Raw genomic sequence first — 22,579 nt, forward strand, 5'->3', positions numbered from 1 at the left:
GGGTTACTCGCCGCGCAGTTCGGCCACGTGGTCGATGCGCTGCTGGACGAGGTCGGGCTTGCCGATGTCGTGGCGGATGCGTAGTCCCTCCTCGCCGGCGACGGCGAGCGCGTCCTCGGCGATCTCCTCGGCTTCGGTGATCGAGTCGGCGACGCCGACGACCGCGAACGACCGCGACGTGGTCGTGTAGATGCCGTCGTCGCGCTCGTCGACGCTGGCGTAGAACAGCAGCGCCTCGCCGCCCGAGCCCTCGGCGGCCGCGGCGGCGCTCTCCTCGTCGACTTTCACCTTCGCGCCGGCCTCGGGGTCGGTCGGGTAGCCGTCGGGGACGGCGTACTTGCAGACGGTAGCCTTCGGCGCGAAGGAGAGCTGCGGCAGCGACTCGCCGTCGCGGGCCGCCGTCAGCACGTCGAGGAAGTCCGTGTTGAGGACGGGCAGCGTGTTCATCGCTTCGGGGTCGCCGAATCGGGCGTTGAACTCGACGACCTTGATGCCGTCGGCGGTGAGCATGAACTGGCCGTAGAGGACGCCCTTGTACCCCTCCAGCGCGTCGACGGTCGCTTCGAGCACGTCGACGGCGTCCATGTAGTCGTCCTCGTCCATGAACGGGAGTTCGAGGGTCGCATCGGAGTAGCTACCCATCCCACCGGTGTTGGGCCCCTCGTCGCCCTCGTAGGCGCGCTTGTGGTCCTGGACGGCCGGCGTGACGCGGACCTCGCCGTTGGCGACGAGCGCCTGGACGGTGAACTCCTCGCCGACGAGGCGCTCTTCGAGGACGATCCGCTCGTAGTCGGACTCGCGGACGTACTCCTTGGCTTCCTCCTTGGAGATCTGATCGCCCGTGACGCGGACGCCTTTGCCGCCGGTGAGGCCGGCGGGCTTGACCGCGAGGTCGCCGTCGTACTCGTCGATGAACTCGGCGGCGGCGTCCATGTCCTCGAAGGTCTCGAAGTCCGGACAGCCCGGGATGTCGTGTTCGCGCATGAAGCGGCGCTGGAAGGCCTTGTCCGTCTCGATGCGGGCCTCGGCCTCCCGCGGACCGAACGCGTAGACGTCGGCGTCGTCGAGCGCGTCGGCGACGCCGGCGGCGAGCGGGGCCTCCGGACCGACGACGGCGAGCGTCGCGTCGACCTCGCGGGCGTAGGAGGTGACCGCGGTCGGGTTCGTCGTGTCGAGCGACTCGAAGCCCTCGGCGAGTCGAGCGATGCCGGGATTGCGGTTGCCCGCGCAGGCGTACAGGTCCGCGTCGGACTCGGCGAGCGCGCGAGCGACGGCGTGCTCGCGGCCGCCCCCGCCGACCAGCAGGACTGTCTCTGTCATACGCGTAGGCCCGCATCCGGTCACCGTAAGTCCTGCGTTTCGACCGATATCCGGCCGCTCACCACTCCGCCGGGGTTTACTGTCGGGACCGCCTACCCTCTTCCATGACCGACGACGCCGACCCGACCGCGCGCAATCGGCTCGACGATGAGGAGAGTCCATACCTCCGACAGCACGCCGACAATCCCGTCAACTGGCAGCCGTGGGACCAGCGAGCGCTCGACGCCGCGGAGGAACAGGACAAGCCCATCTTCCTCTCCATCGGCTACGCCGCCTGTCACTGGTGTCACGTCATGGAAGAGGAGAGCTTCCAGGACGAGGACGTCGCCGAACTGCTCAACGAGCACTTCGTCCCGATCAAGGTCGACCGCGAGGAGCGCCCCGACGTCGACAGCATCTACATGAGCATCTGCCAGCAGGTGACCGGCCGCGGCGGCTGGCCGCTCAACGCCTGGCTCACTCCCGACGGCGACCCGTTCTACGTGGGCACCTACTTCCCGCCCGAACCGAAGCGCAACGCGCCCGGCTTCCGCCAGCTCCTCGAAGACATCGCCGGCTCCTGGAGCGATACCGAGGAGCGCGAGGACATGGAGGAGCGCGCCCGTCAGTGGACCGACGCCATCGAGAGCGACCTGGAGGAGACGCCCGACCGGCCCGGCGACGCGCCCGAGGAGGGCGTGCTCGAAAACGCGGCCAGCGCAGCCCTCCGCGGGGCCGACCGCGAATTCGGCGGCTGGGGCCGCGGCCAGAAGTTCCCCCAGTCCGGTCGCCTGCACGCGCTGATGCGCGCCCACCGCGAGGGCGGTCGCGACGCCTACCGCGAGGTCGTCGAGGAGACGCTGGACGCGATGGCCGACGGCGGCCTCTACGACCACGTGGGCGGCGGCTTCCACCGCTACACGACCGACCGCGAGTGGGTCGTCCCCCACTTCGAGAAGATGCTCTACGACAACGCCGAACTCGCCCGCGTCTTCCTGACCGGTTTCCAGTTCACCGGCCGCGAGCGCTACCGCGAGACCGCCCGTGAGACGTTGGAGTTCGTCGAGCGCGAACTCACGCACCCCGACGGCGGGTTCTACAGCACGTTAGACGCCGAGAGTGAAGACGAAGACGGCGAACGCGAGGAGGGCGCCTTCTACGTCTGGACGCTCGAAGCAGTCGAAGAAGCCGTCGCCGAACACGGCCCTGACGCCGGTCTCGCGGACGACGAGGTCGACCTCGCCGCCGACCTGTTCTGCGACCGGTACGGCGTCACTCCGAGCGGTAACTTCGAGGGGACGACCGTGCTGACGCTGCGCACGCCCGTCGAGGAACTCGCCGACGAGTACGGACGTGACCAGGACGATGTCGAGGAACTGCTGAGCGCAGCGAAATCGGCCGTCTTCGAGGCGCGCGAACAGCGCCCTCGGCCGCCCCGCGACGAGAAGGTCCTCGCCGGCTGGAACGGCCTCATGGTCTCCGCGTTCGCCGAGGCGGCCATCGTCGATTCGGTGTCGTGGGCCGACACTGCGGTCGACGCGCTCGACTTCGCCCGCGAACACCAGTGGGACGAGGACAGCGGAGTGCTCCGTCGGCGGTTCAAGGACGGCGACGTGCGGATCGACGGCTACCTGGAGGACTACGCCTTCCTCGCCCGCGGCGCGTTCGACACCTACCAGGCCACCGGCGAGGTCGACCACCTCGCGTTCGCCCTCGACCTCGCCCGGACCATCGAGGAGGAGTTCTGGGACGACGAGGAGGAGACGCTGTACTTCACGCCCGCGAGCGGCGAGTCGCTCGTGGCGCGACCGCAGGAACTCGCCGACCAGTCGACGCCCTCCAGCGCCGGCGTGGCCGCCGAACTCCTGCTGTCGCTCGATCACTTCGTCGATCACGACCGCTTCGAGTCCGTCGCCGCCGGCGTGCTCGGGACCCACAGCAACCGCATCGAGTCCGACCCGGTCCAGCACCCGTCGCTCGCGCTCGCCGCCGACACCTACCGCTCCGGGAGTAACGAACTCACGCTCGCGGCGGAGTCGCTCCCCGACGACTGGCGCGAGACGCTCGCGGCGACCTACGTGCCGCGCAGGCTACTCGCGCCGCGTCCACCGACTGACGACGCGCTCGTCTCGTGGCTCGAATCGCTCGACCTCGACGACGCCCCGCCGATCTGGGCCGGCCGCGAGGCGCGAGACGGGGACCCGACGGTCTACGCCTGCCAGTCGCGGGCGTGTTCGCCGCCGACCCACTCCGTCGCCGAGGCGCTTGAGTGGTTCGGCGAGTGAACGCGACGGGAAGAGAGATCGGAGAAATCGGACCGAGAGGCGGCCAGGGCTGTCAGACCGAGTTGGCCAGCGCTTCGAGTTCCCGGCCGAGATAGACGGCGATCGGGACCGCCTCCTCTTCGACGAACCGCGCGACTTCCTCGCCGTCGCGCTCGACGACCACCGTCGGGATGTACTCGACGTCGTACTCCTCGACCTTCGGGCCGGTCTTGCTGCCGTCGTCTTCCTTCTCGACGGCGTACTCCTCGATCCGGTCGTCGGGCACGCCGGCGGCGTCGAGCGCCGCGCCGAAGTCCGGTAGCTGCGATCGGCAGTCGATGCACCAGTCGCCGCCCCAGACCTTGTAGGTGACCTCGTCTCTGAGCGCCGCGAGCACGTCGACCGTGTCGGCGTAGGCCTCCTCGGTCCACACCGGGTTCGGCTCCATGGTCTCCAGTGACATACGTCCCTCTACCGGGCGGGGTGGCTTAACGACAACGCTCCGGCCAGCCTGGCTACTCGCCGCCGGTTCCGGCCCGTTCGCGGATCACGCCGTCGAGGATCCGCCGGTGACAGCGTTTCGACTCGCCCTCGAAGCAGACGAGCGCCACTGATTCGCCGTCCGCCACCCGCTTCGCGAGCGCGTCGACCGCGTCTCTGGCCGCCTCGTCGCTGGCGAGATGTTCGCGGTAGCGGGCTTCGAAGTCGGTCTCCCCCCAGGCGGCGTTGTGGGCTTCCTCGTCGCACAGGCCCTGCATCCGGAGGTCCTCCTGGCGCTCTTTGGTTTCCGAGAGGAGTGACTCCGGAGGGCCGAGCGCCGGCACGTTCTCGTCGACGAGCGCGCTGAACCACCCCGTCGGTCGCCGGACGACGCCGACCAGTCGCGCGTCGTCGGGCACCTCGGCGATGTCGTGCTGGAGCGCGGCCGCGTAGGTGTCCGTAACGGTCCCCGTCACACCCGGGTCTCCGGCCGAGACGGCGGAAAAAGTTTCGACGCTACGGGCGGCTACTGCGCGATATCAGACGGGATCGAACGGGCGGTACAACGGGACGGCGGGCGTCGTCGGCGGCGATCAGTCCTTGCCAGTGAAGTGGCCCTGTTCGTCGCGCTCCTGCTCCTGGGCGGAGTGTTTGCCGCCGCGCGAGCGGGCTTCCTGCGTCAGGCCCTGGGTGTTGCCGCCGCTGTTCTGGTTGCTGCTACTCTGGTTGTCGCCGCGGTCGCTCTGGCTCGAGCGGCTCTGGTTCTGCTGGCTCTGCTGGCCCTGCTGGCCGCCCTGCTGGTGTCGCTGCTGACTCTGCTGGTGCTGCTGGCCACCCTGGTGGCCGGTGAACTGGCCGTGCTGGTCGCGCTGCTGGGAGTGGGCCGAGTGCTGACCGCCGATCGAGCGGCCCTGCTGGCCGCCGAACTGCTGGCCGCCCTGCTGACCCTGTTGCTGCTGACGGTGCTGGCCGCCCTGCTGTTGCTGGCCGCCCCGCTGCTGACCGCCCTGTTGCTGCTGACGGTGCTGGCCGCCCTGCTGTTGGTGTCGCTGCTGGCCCTGTTGCTGGCCGCCCCGCTGCTGGCCGCCCTGCTGGTTGGGCGACATGAACTGGCCGGACTCGTCACGCGGGAGCTGCTGGGCGATCTGCCGGTGTTCCTGTCGGAACTGCTGGGAGTGACGCTGGTCCTGGGCGCCCTGGTCGGCGCCGCGGCCCTGCTGGCCGGGGAAGCCGGCCTGCCGACCGCTCGGCTGCTGCTGGGCCGGGATGTACCCCTGCTGTTGCTGGCCCTGGCGGCCCTGCTGGCCCTGCTGATAGTTCTGCTGTCCGCCGAACTGCTGGCCCTGCTGCTGTCGTCGCTGCTGGCCGCCCTGCTGGTGCTGCTGGCCGCCTTGCTGGTGCTGCTGGCCGCCTTGCTGGTGCTGCTGGCCGCCTTGCTGGTGCTGCTGGCTGCCCTGGTGGCCGGTGAACTGGCCCTGCTGGTCGCGCTGCTGGGAGTGGGCCGAGTGCCGGCCACCCCGGGAACGGCCCTGCTGCTGGTTGTGCTGACTTTGCTGTCGACGGTTGTTGTTGTTCTGGGACATGGTTGATCTGGAGTACGCGGTGAACCCCGTCCGACGAAGTCCGTCGAACGGTGTACCCACACGTTACCTCGGGACCCACATCCCCGTTCGGCCTGCAATAGAAACCCGGCTAGATTGGCCCCCTCGACGGGATGATCTGCCGTTTCGGCGATAGTTCGTCACTGACGGCCGCACTCCCTGCCGCTGCCACGGCCCATTTAAGGGCACACACCGTATCCCGCCGTAGTGTACGCGAGCATCCTCGATACGATCGGGTCGCCGCTGGTGGAGGTCGACGCGCCGGACGGCGCCACCATCGCGGCGAAAGTGGAATCGTACAACCCCGGCGGGTCGGCCAAGGACCGCCCGGCGAAGGAGATGGTCGAAGCCGCCGAACGCGACGGGGTGCTCACCGAGGGCGACGGCATCATCGAACCCACGAGCGGCAACACGGGCATCGGACTCGCCGTGGTCGGCGCCGCGAAGGGCTACGACGTGACGCTCGTCATGCCGTCCTCGAAGTCGCCCGAGCGCCGGCAGATCATGCGCGCCTACGGCGCCGACATCGAACTCGTCGACGGCGACATCTCCGACGCCAAAGACCGCGCCGACGAACTGGAGGCCGAGGACGGCTACGTCCAACTCCGCCAGTTCGAGAACCCGGCCAACCCCGAGGCGCACTATCGCTCGACGGGCCCGGAGATCCTCGACGAGATCGGCGACCGGGAGATCGACGCGTTCGTCGCAGGCGTCGGCACCGGCGGGACGCTCACCGGTATCGGCCGTCGGCTCCGGGAGACGTTCCCCGACGTGGAGATCGTGGCGGTCGAACCGGCGAGCAACGCCGTCCTCTCCACGGGCGAGGCCGGCGACGACGACTTCCAGGGGATGGGCCCGGGGTTCGTCAGCGACAACCTCGACCGCGAGCTGATCGACGACGTCGAGACGGTCGAACTCGACGCCGCCGAAGCGGAGTGCCGTCGGCTCGCCCGCGAGGAGGGGATCCTCGTCGGCCAGTCCTCGGGCGGGACGAACCTCGTCGCCAGGCGCGTGGCCGAGCGCCTCGCCGTCGAAGACGCGGTCGAGGACCCCCTCGTCGTCACCGTCTACTGGGACAGCGGCGAACGGTACATGTCGACCGGCATGTTCGACTGACGCCGTCGACCGCCACTTCTCGACACCGACCAGTCGCCCGCACTCGACACAGCCCGGCCCCCCGCTACTCCTCGACGCCGTTCGCGTTCGAGTCGTCGCCCGCGGACTCGTCGGCCCCCTCACCGCGCGGACGCCGCCCGTTCTCCTGCGCGGCCTCGAACGCCCGGAGTTCGCCGCTGACACGCTCGTCGGCCTGGCCGTGCATATACCGGCCGAGCGCCGCCGCGAGTCCGGCGACGACGAGCGCGACCCCGGTCACGGCCCCCACCGCGATCTGGAGATCGCCGCTCGCGGCGCCCCGGTCGCCGATTCGCAGGCCGACGGGGATGAGGGCGGTCCCCGCGGCGATGAGGTAGAGGCTCCGGGCGAACGCCTCCGCCGGGACGCGGGCCCGGGCGAGGTAGGCGGCGGGCGCGAGCCAGCCACCCAGGAACACGAGCGGCGCGGTCCAGACCGACAGCGGCCGGACCGTGCTCACCAGGAACAGACTTAGCGGCGCGAGCGGGACGGCGACGGCCAGGCCGGCGACGACCATGACGCGCCCGGACGCCCGCCGCTCGCCGCCCTCCACCGAGAGAAATTCGGGCTGTTCGTCCTCGAACAGGCCGTCGAGTTCCGAGAGGTCGACTGCCTCCTCGCCGGCGCTGCGGGGACTGCCGTCTCCCGTGCCGGCGCTGTCGACGCCGTCGTCAGCGCGACCGTCGCCGTCTTCCCCGTCGCGTTCGTCCGACTGGTCGGCCATGGCACCTCGTTTGCGCCCGGTCGACAAGAATCCCGGTCACGCGACCGTCGACCGGCGCCGAGGGCAGCGACGGCGGCGCGGCGACGAGAAACGACTATACCGGCGCACGCCCACGCAACTGGCATGCGACTGGAGGACTACTGGGGAATCGGGCCGAAGACCCGGGACCTGCTCGCCGAACAGCTGGGCGTCGAGCGAGCGCTGGCGGCCATCGAGTCGGCGGACACCCGGGCGCTGGTCGACGCGGGCCTCTCGCAGGGACGGGCCACGCGGATCCTCCGGCGGGCGCAGGGCGGCGAGGCGATGGACGTGCTCGCGACGCGGGACACCCGCGAGGTGTACAAGGAGATCCTCGACCTCGCCGGCGAGTACGCCCTCACGGAGGACGCCGCCAGCCGGATCCGCATCCTCACGCCGTTGGGCTCCCGCGAGGAGATGGCCGAGCGCATCGACCGGATCCTCGAAGCCCGCGACTCGTGGACGGCGCTCGACGACGAGATGCGGACGGCCGTCGAGGAGGCGTTCGAGGAGAACGCCGCCGGCGGCGAACTCGCCGCCGTCCGGACCGCGCTCGCGCTCTCCGAGGCCGGCGTCTCCGCGGGCGTCTTCGAACCGATCGCCGACCTGGACGACGAGACCCTGGAGGACGCGGCGGCCGCGCTCGCGGGGCTCCGCAACGGCGGCGACAGCATCGGCGAAGGGGCCGACGACCGACTCGACTCGCTCCGGGGAGCGCTCGCCGACATCGAGGACATGGCCGCGACGCCCGAACGCGTCGCCGAGGAGGTGCAGTCGGGTGCCCGCGGCCCGGACGACTTCCGGGAGACGCTCGTCCGTCACGTCACGAGCGAGACCGAGGTGGACGTGACACGGGTCCGCGAGGCGATGCCCGGCGAGGCGACCGACGCCGGCGACTTCGTGGCCGAGACGCTCCGGTCGCTGGCCGGCGATCTGCGGACGGCCGTCGACGAGCGGGAGGTCGAAGTCGCCGACCGACTCGAAGGGACAGTCGAGACCGCCAGGGAGGAGATAGACGCCGCGGTGACCGCGGTCGACGACGTGGCCCTGTACGTCTCGCTGGCTCGCTTCGCCGAGGCGTACGACCTCCAGCGGCCCGAGTTCGTCGACCGGGAGACCGTCGCCGTCGAGAACGCGCGCAACCTCTCGCTGGTCGCCGGGGGCGTGCCGGTCCAGCCCGTCACCTACGGCATCGGCGACCACGACCTCGACGTCGCCACCGCCGACGCGCCGCCGCGCGACCACCGCGTCGCCGTGCTCACCGGCGCGAACTCCGGTGGGAAGACCACCCTCCTCGAAACGCTCTGTCAGGTGCAACTGCTCGCCCAGATGGGCCTGCCGGTGCCCGCCGACAGCGCCGAGGTGGGCGTCGTCGACGCCGTCGTCTTCCACCGGCGCCACGCGAGTTTCAACGCCGGCGTGCTCGAATCGACGCTCCGGTCGGTCGTGCCGCCGCTGACCGACGAGGGCCGGACGCTGATGCTCGTCGACGAGTTCGAGGCCATCACCGAACCCGGCAGTGCAGCCGATCTGCTCCACGGCCTCGTCCGGCTGAGTGTCGATCGCGGCGCGCTCGGCGTGTTCGTCACGCACCTCGCCGACGACCTCGAACCCCTCCCGCCGGAAGCGCGCGTCGACGGCATCTTCGCGGAGGGGCTGACCCCGGATCTCGACCTGGAAGTCGACTACCAGCCGCGCTTCGAGACGGTGGGCCGGTCGACGCCGGAATTCATCGTCTCGCGGCTTGTCGCCAACGCCGGCGACCGCAGCGAGCGGGCCGGCTTCGAGACGCTCGCCGAGGCCGTCGGCGAGGAGGCCGTCCAGCGGACGCTCTCGGACGCCCGCTGGACGGCCTGAGGCGGCGCCGCGGCGCGGATCAGACCGCCCCGACCGTCGTGAGATCGCCGCCGTCGGCGGCGTCGTCTTCGCTCTCTGTCTCGCTGTCCGTACCGCCGTCGGTTGATCGCCGGTGGTCGTCGTCGGCCGACTCGTACTCCGGCGCGATGATGCACAACATGGCTCTCACCAGGCTCTCCGGCGGGGATCGAACCCGCCGCTCCGGCTCGGGGCCGGCGTCACACCGCTGTGACCGCGGAGAGCAAAGGGTCGGGACGGTCCGCTGGGGGAACCGTCGCCGATAGTTCGCGCCGTTCACGACTCGTCCGCGTCGGCCGCGTCGGCGACGAGGACGGTCGCCTCCATGATGCCGAAGCCGTCTTCGAGCGTCTCGCGGACGGCGTCGGCGTCGGGCGCGTGGTCGGGGAAGACGAGCCAGACGGTGGCCGTCACCCGGATGTCCGTCGCGCGAGGCGTCACGTCGGTCACGCCGGTGACTTCGGCCGTCTCGACGCCGTCAACGTCGGCGACGACCGTCCGGACGCCGCTCTCCAGGTCGGCCATGGTGTCCCGGGGGACCCACAGGTCGACTTCCGCCGTCGATTCCACCGCGGTTGTGGCATGGACTGCCATAGACGCCCGGCGCGAGTCGAACGCGCGTCGCCTGAGCGACCGCCGTGCGGGCGTCGGGGCGCGCAGTGATGCCTCTCTCCGGCACCGCTGGCGCTGGTTCGCCGACCGCGCTCCCCGCCCGAGCCGGACGCGACGACGGAGGCCGCGTCAGCGACCGGGAGTCGGGGGAGCGCGGACCGGGCGTGCGTGGGCCGATGGGGACGCGGCGAAGCGCGGATCCATCGGTGGGACGAGACCTGTCGTCACGCGAGACGGGCCGGTGGCCACGACGTCGGGGTCACAGGAAGAGCCGAGATCGGCTCGAACCGACAGCCGTCGACCGGACTGGGAGCCCGGACGGCCCGCGCGGGTTCACGCGGCGACGGTCGGTTCGAGCAGGCGGTTGCCCCCGGCAGACCGACCGATCGATAGATCCTTCCCGCTGGGATCCACCGCGCCGAACCCCGCCGTGCAGGCGGCGTCGGCATACCCGACGGTGTCGCCTGACGGGCCGTGTGCCCGGGCGAGCATGGGAGTCGGGTTGAGGTCGGTCATTCGGGATCACCGCTCGCACCGTTAGTGGTGGAACGTACTCGATACGTCTACACGGGAATATATTAAATTTTTTCCACGTATGCGAGGGGCTGTCATGCAGGGAACTTTCGGGAGGGCCACACTTATGGGCCAGATACTCCTAGTACGAGGCATGAAGAAACGCCTGAAACGGATCCTGAGTCGTGCTCGCTACGCAGCCATCGGTGCCGCCGTCGGCGCCGGGATCGGCGGTCTCGTCGGCCGCAACGCCGCGAGTACCGGCGGCGCGCTCGGCGCTATCGTCGGCGCGACCATCGGCGAGAAGCGCGTCACCGTCGACTCGTTCATCGAAGACGTGAAAGAACGGCGTGCGGAACGGGTCGAACTGGCCGACGAGGACTGACGACCCGGCTCGTCCGCCGCGACCGGTGGCTCCCCTTCGGCCCTGACGGATCTGCCGGCCTCAGACTCGTTCTTCGACGTGCAGCCGAGTGACGTGACCGCCGCAGCCGCACTGCTCGACGTACTCGTACCGGACGGCGTCGCCGAACGCCTCCGCGAGTTCGTCGTAGAGATACGTCTCCGGGTGACCGTGGTCGCCGTGGGTCACGAGGTTGACGTGGTTGCCCGGCGCGGTGTGTTCGACCGCGTCGAGCGCCTGTGAGACGACGAGTTCGCGGTCCTCGCCGTGGTGCGGTTTCTCCAGGTTCGCCGACCAGGAGTTCTCGTGGACGTGGTCGGTCACGGGCTCGACATCGTCGTGGCTGACGGACATACCGTTCGATAGGCGTCTCGAACGCATACCCACAGCGCCGAACACGTTCGGCCGGGGCCGTTAGTCGACGTGACTGTCGTCGTCCGTCCGGTCGTCCGCGTCGTCCTCGCCGTCCTCGCCGTCCTCGCTGTCCTCGTCCGGTTCCTCGACCGTTCGTTCCTGTACCTGGACGCCCTTTCCGGCGAGATACCGCATCTGCCGCCGGGCGAACTCCTCCTCGCGGGCGCCCTGGGTCGCGAGGACGTACATCAGCGCGCGGCCGGCGGGTCGCATCGTCCGCCCCGCGCGCTGGGTCCCCTGTCGGCGCGACCCGCCGAGTCCGGAGGCGACGACGGCGAGCGAGGCGTCCGGGAGGTCGATCCCCTCGTCGCCCACCCGGGAGACGACCAGCGTCCGGAGCGACCCGTCGCGGAACTGCTGGAACAGCCGCTCGCGCTCGTGGTGCGGCGTGTCTCCGCTGATGAACGGCACGTCGAGAGCGGCCGAGAGGTCCCGTCCCTGGTCGAGGTAGTCGACGAAGACCAGCGCCTTCTGCTCGGGATGCCGGGTGAGGATCCGACGCGTCTCGTCGATCTTCGCGGGGTTCGAGGCGGCGATCTGGCGGCGCTCGTGGCCCTCGCTGCCCACGTACTCGTTGCGGCTCTCTTCGTCGGTCCACGGCACGTACCGGATCTCGACGCGCGGTTCGGCGACGAACCCCTCGTCGAACAGCGAGTCCCAGTCGGTCCCGATCGGCGGGCCGATGAGCGTGAAGATTTCCTCCTGGAGATCGTCCTCGCGGACGGGCGACGCCGAGAGCCCGAGTCGGTGGCGGGTCTGGAGGTTGGCGCTCCGCCGGTAGACGTCGCTGGGGACGTGCTGGACCTCGTCGTAGACGATGAGTCCCCACTCCCTGGAGTCGAACAGGTGTCGGTGACGGTCCATCCCGGCGGTCTGGTACGTCGCGATGGTGACGGGTCGAACGTCCTTCTTCCCGCCGTGGTACTCCCCGACCTGGGACTCGTCGAGGGTCGTGTGAGCCAAGATCTCGTCGCGCCACTGACGGACGAGTTCACGGCTGGGGACCAGGATCAACGTCTCGCCGCCGACGCGCTCCAGGATACCCATCGCGGCGACCGTCTTGCCGCTGCCCGGCGGGCCGACGAGCACGCCCGATTTACTCTCCATGAACCGCTGGACCCAGTCGTGCTGGTACTCGCGCAGATCCAGCGTGAGCGAGAGCTCCAGCGGGTCGCCGGATTCGAGGTCCCGCTCGTCCTGGACGGGATAGCCGGCCTCGTAGAGGATCCGCTTGACCTCGGCGGTGGCCTCCTCGGCGACCCAGCTCTCGGTGTCCGAGATGGGTGCCCGGAGGTGGTGGTCGTCGAGTTTCTGCCGGGCGACGTTGCCCATCAGGTTCTCCGTCGCCGCTTCGAGCACGGTGTACCCGTCCTCGTGCGTCCGGAGCGTGAACTGGTGGGCGCGCTTCCACTGTTCGGCGATCCACTCTTCGAGGTCTGGGTAGCGCTGGGGCAACACGTCGCGGACGGTCCCGAGGAGGCCCTCCACGTCGTCGTAGGGCGCCTGCCAGATATCGGAGTCCGCCATCTCGTAGACGTACCCGCGGTCGCCGTTCGTATCGACCAGGCGGGCGAACTGCGAGAGCTGCGCCCGTGTGAACTGCGCAGGCCTGTCGACGACGATCTGGCGGCGGTTCGGGAAGACGACGAACCGCTCGCGGTCGGCGTACTCGGTCCACTCCGCGGGGTACCACACCGTCGGGTCCTGGGAGACGTCCCGACTCACGACCCCGCCCTCCCGTTCGAGGTCCGCGAGCCACGGTTCGGTTTCATCCCGGGATTGGTCCAGTCGACGCGCGATCTCGTCGGTCGTCAGGACTGGCCGACCCGCCCGTTCGACCGCCTCGTGGAACCGATCGAGCGACGCGTCGTCCTGGTCGTCTGTCACACCCGCCCGTTGGCCGCCCCGCGACATGGCGCTTTCGTCTGCCAAACCGGCCGGGACCACGTCCGAGAGGACGGAGTAATTTCAGATAGATATAATAGTTTCCAACCGATCATTATGGCCTGCACCGCTACTCACCGTCCCTGACGGTGGCGTAATTCCACCAGTCAGGAAATCGGAATAGCGGCCCCTATATGCCGTCATTGGCCGTTAGGACGGTATTTTCCAGAGGTTCCGGCGGGCATCGATCGCTGGTGTCTCGTCACCCGTCCGCTATCGATACTGAAGATAAATCCTGGTTATGGGGGTTATTCTGACCGGTATCACGTTCTCGGCGAAGATCTCACGCAACGAGACGTATCCGGATTTGATCCACCCCGATCGCATAATCATTTTTATATTATTGTGAAAACATAGGTATTAGAGTATATCTTCTGAGGGGCCAGTTCAGGTATGGGTACAGACCGATGCGGTCGGATCAGGGTTTCCGGTCGATCGATCGCTAACAAAAACGGCGGCCGAGATTGGTGGCGCAGTCCGGTCGGTGTGTGGCTCGGGGCGAATCGGCGGCGGGAACGTCGACGCCGCGGGTCCGGCGTTACGAGTACGTGACGTTCAGTTCGAGGACGTTCGCGGTTTCGAGGACTCGCTTGGGGAGTTCCTCGCGGAAGCGCTCGTTCTCGAAGCGGTGGGACGGGCCGGAGACGCTGATCGCACCGAGGACGCGGTCGTCGTTGCTGAGGACCGGTGCGGCGACGCACCGCAGTCCGGACAGGCGTTCCTCGTCGTCGAACGCGACGCCGCGCTCGCGGATGTCCGCAAGCGTCTCGAACAGTTCGTCGCGGTCGGTGACCGTCCGATCGGTGGTTTCCGGCAGGCCGTGGCGGTCGATGATCTCGTCGACGCGTTCCTCGGAGAGGTGCGCGAGAATGGCCTTCCCGAGCGCCGTGCTGTGCAGGCAGACGCGGTTACCGACGTGTTCTTTCACGCGGACCGCGTTCTCGCCGCGGGTTCGATATAGGTAGGTGCCCTTGCCGTGCTCCTCGACGAGGAGGTTGCAGAGTTCGCCCGTCTCGTTCGCGAGGCGGTCGAGTTCGGGCCGGGCTATCTCGAAGATCTGCGACTGGTTGCGCGCGTACGCGCCGTGTTCGAGGAACCGCAGGCCGATGCGGTACTGGTCGTCGGCCTTGACGACGTAGGCCTCCTGTTCGAGCGTGCTCAGGTAGTTGTGGACGGTGCTTTTGGGGAGGTCGAGGTGCGTCGACAGTTCCGTCACTCCCGCGCCGCCGAGCTCCTGGAGACCGCCGATGATCCGGAATGTGCGTTCGACCGACTTTACCGTGTTTCGCGCGGACTGCGCCATATCGAGCGAGAGACACCCCGCTGTCTTAATCGTTCTGCAATCGCAAACGGCCGTTCAGATATTCACTCGGCTCCGAGAAAATCCCTCGTGACGTCAGACGGTCGTAACCGGGTTAGTAAGCGTACCGATCCCTTCGATGTCGATCTCGATCTCGTCGCCTTCGCGGAGAGTGAAATCGCCTTCCGGGACGAGCGCTGTTCCGGTCAACAGAACAGTCAGCCGGGGGACGACGTTGTGGCGGGTGAGATAGGAGGTCAGTTCCTCGCACGTGCGGACCATCTCGCTGGTGTTGGTGGTCCCCTCGTAGGCGACCTCGCCGTCGCGGTGGATCTGCATGGTCATCTCCAGGTCGTGGGGGTCGTCGACTTCCGAGAGGGAGACGACGCAGGGGCCGAGCGAACAGCAGCGGTCGTAGACCTTGGCCTGGGGGAGATAGAGCGGATTCTCGCCCTCGATGGAGCGGCTGCTCATGTCGTTCCCGATGGTGAAGCCGACCATCTCGCCGTCGAAGAGGACGACGCCGAGTTCCGGTTCGGGCGTGTCCCAGGTGGAGTCGGCCCGGATGCCGACCGCCTCGTCGGGGCCGACCGTCCGGCTCGGCGTCGCCTTGAAGAATATCTCCGGGCGCTCGCTCTCGTAGACGTCGATGTAGACGTCAGGCTTGTCACTCTCTTCCTGGCGCGCTTCCTCGCTGATCTGGTAGGTGACGCCGGAGGCCCACACCTCCGGCGGTTCGACGGGCAGGACGACGTCGTCGTCGTCGAACTCGCACTCCTCGGCGTCGTCGAGGTACGCCTCGGCGCTCTCGTCGAGGCCCTGGCGCGCCTCGTCGGCGCTCGCGAGTAGCTCCTCTACTGTCGCGGGGCCACCCGACGCGCTCGTGAGGTCGTAGGCCGTCTCTCCGTCGGACGCGACCAGTCGCTGGTCGCTCCCCCGCGTCACTCGGAAGTATCTCATGTGTTGTACTGCATTGGACAGGCAGTATTTAAGTGTGCCGGGCGTGATCCGCCAACGGCGGCCAGGGCGGAGCGGCCGGTCGCCCGCTCTCGCGGGGCCCGCGGCGAGGGGTACCGGCACCGCAAGAGTTTTTGAACGTTCGAGAGAGGTGAACAAACATGGACGTAGGTGTGCTGACCGTGGCGCTCGGCGGCGAATCGCTCGAAGACGCGTTCGCGTACCTCTCGGACCAGGGGGTCGACGCGGTCGAACTCGGGTGCGGCGGGTTCGTCGGCGACGACCACCTCCCCCGCGAGGAGTACCTCGACGACGACGATGCACAGGCCGAACTGCAGGACCTGCTCGACGAGCACGACCTCTACGTGTCCGCGCTCGCGACGCACAACAACCCGCTCCACCCCGACGACGAGCGGGCCGAACGCGCCGACACGGAACTTCGCGAGGCCATCACGCTCGCCGACCAGCTCGGCGTCGACGCCGTCACGTGCTTCTCGGGCCTGCCCGCCGGCGGCCCGAACGACGAGACGCCGAACTGGATCACGGCCCCGTGGCCGAACGAGCACCACGAGGCCCACCAGTACCAGTGGGAGGTCGCGGAGGAGTACTGGTCCGGTCTAGCCGAACACGCGGCCGACCACGACGTGAAGGTCGCCATCGAGATGCACCCCAACATGCTGGTCTACGAGCCGACCGGCATGCTCGAACTCCGCGAGCGCACGAACGAGTACATCGGCGCGAACTTCGACCCCTCGCACCTGTTCTGGCAGGGCATCGACATCACCGAGGCCATCCGCTTCCTGGGCGAGGAGGACGCCGTCCACCACTTCCACGCCAAGGACACGAAGGTCTACGAGGCCAACAGCCGCGTGAAGGGGGTCCTCGATACCGAACCGTACACCGAGGAACCGGACCGCTCGTGGCTGTTCCGTTCCATCGGCTACGGCCACGGCGAGGAGTTCTGGAAGGACGTCGTCTCGACGCTCCGGATGATCGACTACGACGGCGCCCTCTCCATCGAACACGAGGACTCGCTCACGTCGCCGAACGAGGGCCTGAAGAAGGCCATCGACGTGCTCCAGCGCTCCGTCTTCGAGACCACCCCCGGCGACGCATACTGGGCCTGAGGTGACCGAGATGAGTGACACACCCCTCTCCGTCGGCGTGCTCGGGTACCGCTTCATGGGCAAAGCTCACGCGAACGCGCTCGCGCGTCTGCCGATGTTCTTCCCGGAGGCGCCGGAAGTCGAACGGGAAGTCATCGTCGGGCGCGACGAGGAAGCCCTCGCCGAGGCGGCGGACCGACTCGGCTTCGAGCGCTACGCGACCGACTGGGAAGACGTGGTCGAGGAGGTCGACGTGTTCTACAACCTCGGGCCGAACAACGTCCACGCCGACCCGTCGATCGCCGCGCTGGAAGCCGACACGCACGTCTTCTGCGAGAAACCGCTCGCGCACACCCTCGAAGACGCCGAGCGGATGCGCGACGCCGCCCGCGACTCGGAGGCGACCGCCGGCATCGCCTTCAACTACCGGTTCATCCCGGCGATCCAGTACGCCAAGAACCTGATCGACGCGGGCGAACTCGGCGAGATCCACCACGTCCGCGGGACGTACCTCCAGGACTGGCTCGTCGACCCCGAGGCGCCGTGGAGCTGGCGTAACTCGAAGGAACTGGCCGGGTCGGGCGCTCTCGGCGATCTGGGCGCTCACACCATCGACCTGACGCGCTTCCTCGTCGGGGACCGGGCAGGGGACATCGCCCGCCTGTCGGGCCAGCTACAGACCTTCGTCGACGAGCGGCCCGTTCCCGGCGGTGACGACGGCTCCCTGTCGGGCGAGGGCGGCGACTCGGCCGAGACCCGCGAGGTGACCGTCGACGACGCCTACACCGCCCAGGTCGAGTTCGAGAACGGCGCCGTCGCCACCTACGAGGCGTCGCGGTTCGCCACCGGTTGCAAGAACGACCACAGCGTCGAGATCAACGGCTCGAAGGGCAGCCTGAAGTTCTCGCTCGAACGGCTGAACGAACTCGAACTCCTCCTGGAGGGCGACCGCGGTTTCCAGACGATCAACGTGACGGAGGCCGACGACCCGTACATGGAGCACTGGTGGCCCGTCGGCCACGTCCTCGGCTGGGAGCACACGTTCGTCCACGAGAACTACGAGTTCCTCACGGCCGCGGCCGCCGGCGAGGAGCACTCCCCGTCCTTCGAGGACGGCTATCGCGTCCAGGAACTGCTCGCCGCAATCGAGGAGTCCGACGCCTCCGGCCAGTGGCTCGAAGTCTGAGACGAGCGGCCGCCGGCTGAGCCGAGTTCGAGGGCGAACCCGGCAGGAATCACTCGCGGCGGCACCTTTTTCGCGCTCCTGCGATTTGGTAGCCTATGACGCTGACAGCTGCTGTCATCGGTGCGGGACCGGATCCTGACAACCCCAGCGGCGAGGGCTACGCGATGGGGTATCGCCACGCCGACGCCTACGAGGCGGTCGACGGCGTCGAACTCCTCGCGGTCGCGGACATCGTCCCCGAGAACGCCCGCGCGTTCGCGGACGAGTACGGCCTCGGCGACGACCGCGTCTTCGAGGACTACGAGTCGATGCTCGACGCGGTCGAACCGGACGTCGTCAGCGTGACCGTTCCGCCGGCGCTCCACGCGGACATCTCGCTCGGGTGCATCCGGAGCGGCGTCGTCGAGGCCGTCCACTGCGAGAAGCCGATGTCGCGCACCTGGGCCGAGGCCCGCGCGATGGCCGAGGAAGCGGACAGTCACGACGTCCAGCTGACGTTCAACCACCAGCGCCGCTTCGGCGAGCCGTTCCGCCGGGCGAAGGAACTGCTCGACGACGGCGAGATCGGCGACCTCGAACGCGTCGAGTTCTCCGCGCCCAACGTCTACGACTACGGGAGTCACTCGTTCGACCTCTGTTCGTTCTACAACGACGAGGCCGAGGCGGAGTGGGTGCTCGCGAGCGTCGACTACCGCGAGGAGGACGTCCTCTTCGGCGCCCACAACGAGAACCACGCCGTCGTCCAGTGGCGCTACGAGAACGGCGTCACCGGCCTGGCGACGACCGGCGTGGGAGCGGAGACGGTCGCCTGTCACAACAGGCTGGTCGGCAGCGACGGCGTCATCGAAGTCGGCCCCGGCGGCGTCGCCGCCTCGGAACCCCTCCGGATCCGCCGCGACGGCGAGGGCTGGGAGTCTATCGACTGCGACGAGGGAGTCCACGGCGGCGACTGCATCCGGCGTGCGATCGCCGACGTCGTCGAGGGCGTCGAAACGGGCGACGCCTCGGAGCTGTGTGCCCAGAATGCCCTCGTCGGCACGGAGCTGATATTCGGCGCCTGGGAGTCCGCGCGCCGCCGCGGCCGCGTCGACTTCCCCCTGGAGATCGACGACAACCCCCTCGAATCGATGGTCGAATCGGGCGACCTGACGCCGGAATCCGGCGAGTCCTGACGCATCGTCCTCCGTTAGGACGCTACGATCACCGCGACAGACGGACCGCAAAACCAGGCGGGTCTGCCGAACGGAGTATCGATCTGCGCGACCGACAGTTCCACCAGCCCGTTACCACGTCCCGCGGAGGTGAACCGTTTGGTTACCATACTCACAGACGTTCTCCATTCCGGTTATCTGTTTTCTAAAGCATCTTAGGCCCACACTATTAGAGAACAGAGGCGATCTCGCGGTCGACTGCCGATCTGGTGTTGCCGTCCCCGGTAACTCGCGCCTACGACCTCGCGGTCGGATGCAGTCACTTGGCCCTATCCGGTCTGACATCGGGAAATATTCGGAATTCGGTTGTCGTTTCCGATTGACAATCACACGCAAAGCCGTGCGTGGAACTCGTTCGATTACAAGATTACGGATGTAATACCGACGAGAATGGTCGCCCCAGCCCCACAATATACAGATCATTGTTCTCTATATCTCACAAAGGATCGATCCCGGATGGCAGGCCGGTCAATCGGACTGAGACCCGAACGGGAGTGCGGAACGAAGTCGGCGAGAGCGGGATCGAGAAGGCGGACGGACTGAGAGACGGGACTGGAGGGTTCGAAATTGGGGACGAGGCGGAGAGTGGGCCGTCCTACCGTCGTCCGTCGAGCAGGTCGACGAGCGTCCAGTAGGCGTCTTTCGGTCGGCGGTACTCGGTGACGATCCCCTTGTTGTTCCGCGAGCGCGGTCGGGTCATCGCGTGGTCGGGGTTCCCGAGCGTGTCGCAGAACTGCCAGACGGTGAACCCGGCGACGCCGTCGCGCTCGCGGAACAGTTCGACGCAGTCGGCGAGGAGTTCGGCCTGGTAGGTCTCGGACCACTTCCGGCCGGCGTGGGTCCGCTCGCCGGGGACGGCGCCGGCGCCGAACTCGGAGACGACGATCGGTTTCTCGTCGTACGAATCCTCGATGCGGTCGAGGTGCTCCGACCAGTCGCCGTCGTCGCGGTACCAGCCCCAGTAGGCGTTCACGCAGAGGAAGTCGCAGTACTGGAACGCGCGGTCGGTCTCGCCTTCCCAGTCGGCGTTCGAGGCGACAGTGACCAGCCGGGAGTCGTCGAGGCCGTCGACGATCTCGCGGAGCTGGCTCGTCGCGTCCGCGACGGTCCGCTGTTCGTTCGCGCACTCGTTCGAGAGACTCCAGGCGAATATCGACGGGTGGTGGCGATCCCGCTCGACCATCTCGACGAGCGTCTGCTGACCGACTTGCTCGCACCCGGTCACGGTTGACTCGTCGACCTGCCAGAGCGGGATCTCTTCGATGACGAGGATCCCCTCCTCGTCGCACAGGTCCAGAAAACGGGGGTGGTTCGGGTAGTGCGAACAGCGGATCGTGTTACATCCCGCCCGCTGGATGATATCCAGGTCCTGCTGCTGGATGCGAAGCGGCTGGGCCGCGCCCCAGTCGGGGTGGTCCTCGTGGCGGTTGACGCCCGCGAGAGAGACGGGTTCGCCGTTGAGCAGGATGTCCCGACCGTCGACCGCTACCTCGCGGAACCCGATGCGGTCGCGGAGGTCGTCCGCGAACGTCTCGCCCTCGCGGTCTTCGCTCTGGGCACCCCGAAGCTCGGCTTCGACGTCGTACAGCGTCGGGTCGTCGAGCGTCCAGCGGTCTACGTCGTCTATTTCGAGCGTTACCGTCGTCGTCTGGGCGTCCATCCCGTCGACGCCGACGGACTCGGCCACCGTCGCCTCGCCGACGGACACGGCGAGTTCGGGTTCGGCCGGCCGCGGGCCGAGGTTGTTGAGAGTTACCTCCGCATCGACGGTCGCCGCGTCCCCGGACAGTTCGTACTCCAGCGCGAGGTCCCGGAGGAAGACGTCGGGGACGGCCTCGACGACGACCTCGCGGTAGATCCCGCCGTGGGGGAACCAGTCGACGTCGTCGTGCGGGACCGTCGTCTCGGTGTGAGTGTTGTCCGCGCGGACGACCAGCTCGTGCTCGCCGGCGTCGAGGTCACGGGCCAGCCCGGTGAACGGCGTGTAGCCGCCGACGTGACTGGTCAGTTCCTCGCCGTCGAGATAGACGGTGGCCTCGCGGGCGACGCCGTGAAACGTGACGAGGACCGACCCCGCGTCGCGGAGGCCGAAGGTCCGCCGGTACCACGCCGGCCCGACGTAATCCGCGTGTTCGGTCCGCGCTTCCCACGAACTCGGGACCGCGATCCGGTCGGCCGCCTCGCTCGGAAAGTCCTCGTGATACCCCGCCTCGCGCCCCTCGTCGTCGGGGTCGGTGACGAACTCCCACGGTCCGTCCAGCGTCTGTCGTCGGCGTTCCGTCGTGGTCTCGAAGGTCCTGTGCATACGTGAGCCCCGCTCGCCGGCGGCAGATAAACGTTACCACGCCTCGGTCGCCGGCGCCGACGGCAGCGAGCGCCAGTTCTATGCTCCCGCGGTCGAAGTGGGGGACATGGAACTCACGTCGCAGGACGGTGCGGTGCTCATCTACACCTTCGGTGTGATGGTCAGCGCGCTCTGGCTCTCGACGCCCGGCAATCCGAAACTGACGCCCGTCGTCGTGGCCCTCTTCGGGGTCGTGTCGATCGGCTGGACGGCCTACTTCAAGTGGCGGATCGCGCCGCAGTACGAGGAGGACGACGAAGAGGAGGAAGACGAGGAAGAGGACCTGACGCCGCCGACGGTCGAGAACTGACGCGTCGGTCTGGGACGGTCCCGCGGCCCCGTCGCTCGTCCGATCAGTGGACGGTGCGGTCGTCGCTGGTGTCGATGTCCTCGCGGGGCTCGGCGTTGCCCTGGCTGTAGGTCGCGCGCTCGTCGCTCGGCGCGGCCCACTCGACGGCGTTGGCGACGACACGCTGGATCTCCTCGTCGTGGTACACCGGGTAGGTCTCGTGGCCGGGTCGGAAGTAGAAGATCCGGCCGTCGCCGCGGCGGTAGGTACAGCCCGAGCGGAACACCTCGCCGCCCTCGAACCAGGAGTTGAACACCAGCGTCTCGGGCTGGGGGACGTCGAAGCGCTCGCCGTACATCTCCGCCTCGTCGAGTTCGATGCAGTCGTCGATGCCCTCGGCGATGGGGTGGCTCGGCTCGATGACCCACAGGCGCTCGCGCTCGGCTGCCTCGCGCCACTTGAGCGCGCACGTCGTCCCCATCAGCTCGCGGAAGATCTTCGAGAAGTGCGCCGAGTGGAGGACGATCAGGCCCATGCCGTCGAGGACGTGCTCCTTGACGCGCTCGACGACCGCGTCGTCGACCTCGTCGTGGGCGGCGTGGCCCCACCACGTCAGGACGTCGGTCTCGTCGAGGACGTCCTCGGTGAGCCCGTGCTCGGGTTCCTGCAGGGTCGCCGTCTCGGTGTCGAAGCCGCGCTCGGCGAGCGCGTCGGCGATGGCCCCGTGGATCCCGTCCGGGTAGATCTCGGCGACGGTGTCGTTTTCCTGCTCGTGGACGAACTCGTTCCAGACCGTGACGCGGGTGTCGGGCATGTTCGCACCCTCGCCTCCCGCCGACTTGCGGGTTCGGCAAGCGGCAAAACTAGACGGGGGCGTTCAGCTAGATCGAACGGGTCGCCCACCG

22 protein-coding genes are annotated in these 22,579 nt (G+C 68.4%); 9 read left to right on the forward strand and 13 right to left on the reverse strand.

Going from position 1 to position 22,579, the window contains the following annotated elements; translation table 11 throughout:
• Positions 1-3 precede the first annotated feature (3 nt).
• A complete protein-coding gene (gene purD, locus PSC72_RS22770; protein WP_274323709.1) occupies positions 4-1,320 on the reverse strand; it encodes a phosphoribosylamine--glycine ligase in 1,317 nt (438 codons plus the stop codon).
• Positions 1,321-1,424: 104 nt separating this feature from the next.
• Between purD and PSC72_RS22775 the strand changes: the two genes are divergently transcribed.
• Positions 1,425-3,584 carry a thioredoxin domain-containing protein gene (locus PSC72_RS22775; RefSeq protein WP_274323710.1) on the forward strand — a complete coding sequence of 720 codons (2,160 nt, stop codon included), beginning with the start codon at positions 1,425-1,427 and terminating at the stop codon, positions 3,582-3,584.
• Between the two features lie 52 nt (positions 3,585-3,636).
• Here the strand turns inward: PSC72_RS22775 and PSC72_RS22780 are convergent, their stop codons facing one another.
• Complete coding sequence (locus PSC72_RS22780) at positions 3,637-4,026, reverse strand: TlpA family protein disulfide reductase (RefSeq protein WP_274323711.1); 390 nt, start codon at positions 4,024-4,026, stop codon at positions 3,637-3,639.
• Positions 4,027-4,078: 52 nt separating this feature from the next.
• Positions 4,079-4,519, reverse strand: a complete 441-nt coding sequence (locus tag PSC72_RS22785) for a DUF488 domain-containing protein (RefSeq protein WP_274323712.1) — start codon at positions 4,517-4,519, stop codon at positions 4,079-4,081.
• A 135-nt stretch (positions 4,520-4,654) separates the two neighbouring features.
• Between PSC72_RS22785 and PSC72_RS22790 the strand changes: the two genes are divergently transcribed.
• Together PSC72_RS22790 and PSC72_RS22795 are read left to right on the forward strand one after the other, a co-directional pair.
• Positions 4,655-5,632, forward strand: a complete 978-nt coding sequence (locus PSC72_RS22790; protein WP_274323713.1) for a hypothetical protein — start codon at positions 4,655-4,657, stop codon at positions 5,630-5,632.
• A gap of 219 nt (positions 5,633-5,851) precedes the next feature.
• Complete coding sequence (locus PSC72_RS22795) at positions 5,852-6,760, forward strand: PLP-dependent cysteine synthase family protein (protein WP_274323714.1); 909 nt, start codon at positions 5,852-5,854, stop codon at positions 6,758-6,760.
• Positions 6,761-6,824: 64 nt separating this feature from the next.
• Here the strand turns inward: PSC72_RS22795 and PSC72_RS22800 are convergent, their stop codons facing one another.
• A complete protein-coding gene (locus PSC72_RS22800) occupies positions 6,825-7,502 on the reverse strand; it encodes a hypothetical protein (RefSeq protein WP_274323715.1) in 678 nt (225 codons plus the stop codon).
• A 123-nt stretch (positions 7,503-7,625) separates the two neighbouring features.
• Between PSC72_RS22800 and PSC72_RS22805 the strand changes: the two genes are divergently transcribed.
• Positions 7,626-9,377 (forward strand): MutS-related protein, encoded by a 1,752-nt coding sequence (locus PSC72_RS22805; RefSeq protein WP_274323716.1) that lies wholly within the window; start codon positions 7,626-7,628, stop codon positions 9,375-9,377.
• 19 nt (positions 9,378-9,396) lie between these two features.
• On the opposite strand, the gene PSC72_RS22810 is transcribed toward PSC72_RS22805, so the two are convergent.
• The 3 genes from PSC72_RS22810 to PSC72_RS22820 all read right to left on the reverse strand — a co-directional run bounded on the left by PSC72_RS22810 (position 9,397) and on the right by PSC72_RS22820 (position 10,523).
• Positions 9,397-9,537: a hypothetical protein gene (locus PSC72_RS22810; RefSeq protein ID WP_274323717.1), complete on the reverse strand. Its 141-nt coding sequence runs from the start codon at positions 9,535-9,537 to the stop codon at positions 9,397-9,399.
• A 134-nt stretch (positions 9,538-9,671) separates the two neighbouring features.
• Positions 9,672-9,989 carry an Asp23/Gls24 family envelope stress response protein gene (locus PSC72_RS22815; RefSeq protein ID WP_274323718.1) on the reverse strand — a complete coding sequence of 106 codons (318 nt, stop codon included), beginning with the start codon at positions 9,987-9,989 and terminating at the stop codon, positions 9,672-9,674.
• A 351-nt stretch (positions 9,990-10,340) separates the two neighbouring features.
• Positions 10,341-10,523 carry a hypothetical protein gene (locus PSC72_RS22820; RefSeq protein ID WP_274323719.1) on the reverse strand — a complete coding sequence of 61 codons (183 nt, stop codon included), beginning with the start codon at positions 10,521-10,523 and terminating at the stop codon, positions 10,341-10,343.
• A 151-nt stretch (positions 10,524-10,674) separates the two neighbouring features.
• Here PSC72_RS22820 and PSC72_RS22825 point away from each other — a divergent pair, with 151 nt between their 5' ends.
• The gene (locus PSC72_RS22825; RefSeq protein ID WP_274323720.1) at positions 10,675-10,905 is read left to right on the forward strand and encodes a hypothetical protein; all 231 of its coding nucleotides are present in this window, start codon (positions 10,675-10,677) and stop codon (positions 10,903-10,905) included.
• Positions 10,906-10,965: 60 nt separating this feature from the next.
• Here PSC72_RS22825 and PSC72_RS22830 read toward each other — a convergent pair whose 3' ends face one another.
• The 4 genes from PSC72_RS22830 to PSC72_RS22845 all read right to left on the reverse strand — a co-directional run bounded on the left by PSC72_RS22830 (position 10,966) and on the right by PSC72_RS22845 (position 15,541).
• Positions 10,966-11,277 (reverse strand): CGCGG family putative rSAM-modified RiPP protein, encoded by a 312-nt coding sequence (locus PSC72_RS22830; protein ID WP_274323721.1) that lies wholly within the window; start codon positions 11,275-11,277, stop codon positions 10,966-10,968.
• A 60-nt stretch (positions 11,278-11,337) separates the two neighbouring features.
• A complete protein-coding gene (locus tag PSC72_RS22835; RefSeq protein ID WP_382261877.1) occupies positions 11,338-13,251 on the reverse strand; it encodes a DEAD/DEAH box helicase in 1,914 nt (637 codons plus the stop codon).
• Positions 13,252-13,819: 568 nt separating this feature from the next.
• The gene (locus PSC72_RS22840) at positions 13,820-14,584 is read right to left on the reverse strand and encodes an IclR family transcriptional regulator (RefSeq protein WP_274323723.1); all 765 of its coding nucleotides are present in this window, start codon (positions 14,582-14,584) and stop codon (positions 13,820-13,822) included.
• A 93-nt stretch (positions 14,585-14,677) separates the two neighbouring features.
• On the reverse strand, positions 14,678-15,541 hold the full coding sequence (locus PSC72_RS22845; RefSeq protein ID WP_274323724.1) for a fumarylacetoacetate hydrolase family protein: 864 nt from the start codon (positions 15,539-15,541) through the stop codon (positions 14,678-14,680).
• Positions 15,542-15,699: 158 nt separating this feature from the next.
• Between PSC72_RS22845 and PSC72_RS22850 the strand changes: the two genes are divergently transcribed.
• The 3 genes from PSC72_RS22850 to PSC72_RS22860 all read left to right on the forward strand — a co-directional run bounded on the left by PSC72_RS22850 (position 15,700) and on the right by PSC72_RS22860 (position 19,002).
• Positions 15,700-16,665, forward strand: coding sequence for a sugar phosphate isomerase/epimerase family protein (locus PSC72_RS22850; protein WP_274323725.1), 966 nt, complete (start codon positions 15,700-15,702; stop codon positions 16,663-16,665).
• A gap of 10 nt (positions 16,666-16,675) precedes the next feature.
• A complete protein-coding gene (locus PSC72_RS22855; RefSeq protein ID WP_274323726.1) occupies positions 16,676-17,830 on the forward strand; it encodes a Gfo/Idh/MocA family protein in 1,155 nt (384 codons plus the stop codon).
• Between the two features lie 95 nt (positions 17,831-17,925).
• Entirely contained in the window at positions 17,926-19,002 is a 1,077-nt protein-coding gene (locus PSC72_RS22860) for a Gfo/Idh/MocA family protein (RefSeq protein ID WP_274323727.1), read from the forward strand.
• A 634-nt stretch (positions 19,003-19,636) separates the two neighbouring features.
• On the opposite strand, the gene PSC72_RS22865 is transcribed toward PSC72_RS22860, so the two are convergent.
• Entirely contained in the window at positions 19,637-21,346 is a 1,710-nt protein-coding gene (locus PSC72_RS22865) for a glycoside hydrolase family 2 protein (protein ID WP_274323728.1), read from the reverse strand.
• Positions 21,347-21,452: 106 nt separating this feature from the next.
• On the opposite strand from PSC72_RS22865, the gene PSC72_RS22870 reads away from it, so the two are divergent.
• The gene (locus PSC72_RS22870) at positions 21,453-21,695 is read left to right on the forward strand and encodes a hypothetical protein (protein WP_274323729.1); all 243 of its coding nucleotides are present in this window, start codon (positions 21,453-21,455) and stop codon (positions 21,693-21,695) included.
• Positions 21,696-21,738: 43 nt separating this feature from the next.
• Here PSC72_RS22870 and PSC72_RS22875 read toward each other — a convergent pair whose 3' ends face one another.
• Positions 21,739-22,488 carry a ThuA domain-containing protein gene (locus tag PSC72_RS22875; RefSeq protein WP_274323730.1) on the reverse strand — a complete coding sequence of 250 codons (750 nt, stop codon included), beginning with the start codon at positions 22,486-22,488 and terminating at the stop codon, positions 21,739-21,741.
• Positions 22,489-22,579 lie beyond the last annotated feature (91 nt).

The sequence above is a fragment of the Halosimplex aquaticum genome (assembly GCF_028747785.1).
GTDB lineage: Archaea > Halobacteriota > Halobacteria > Halobacteriales > Haloarculaceae > Halosimplex > Halosimplex aquaticum.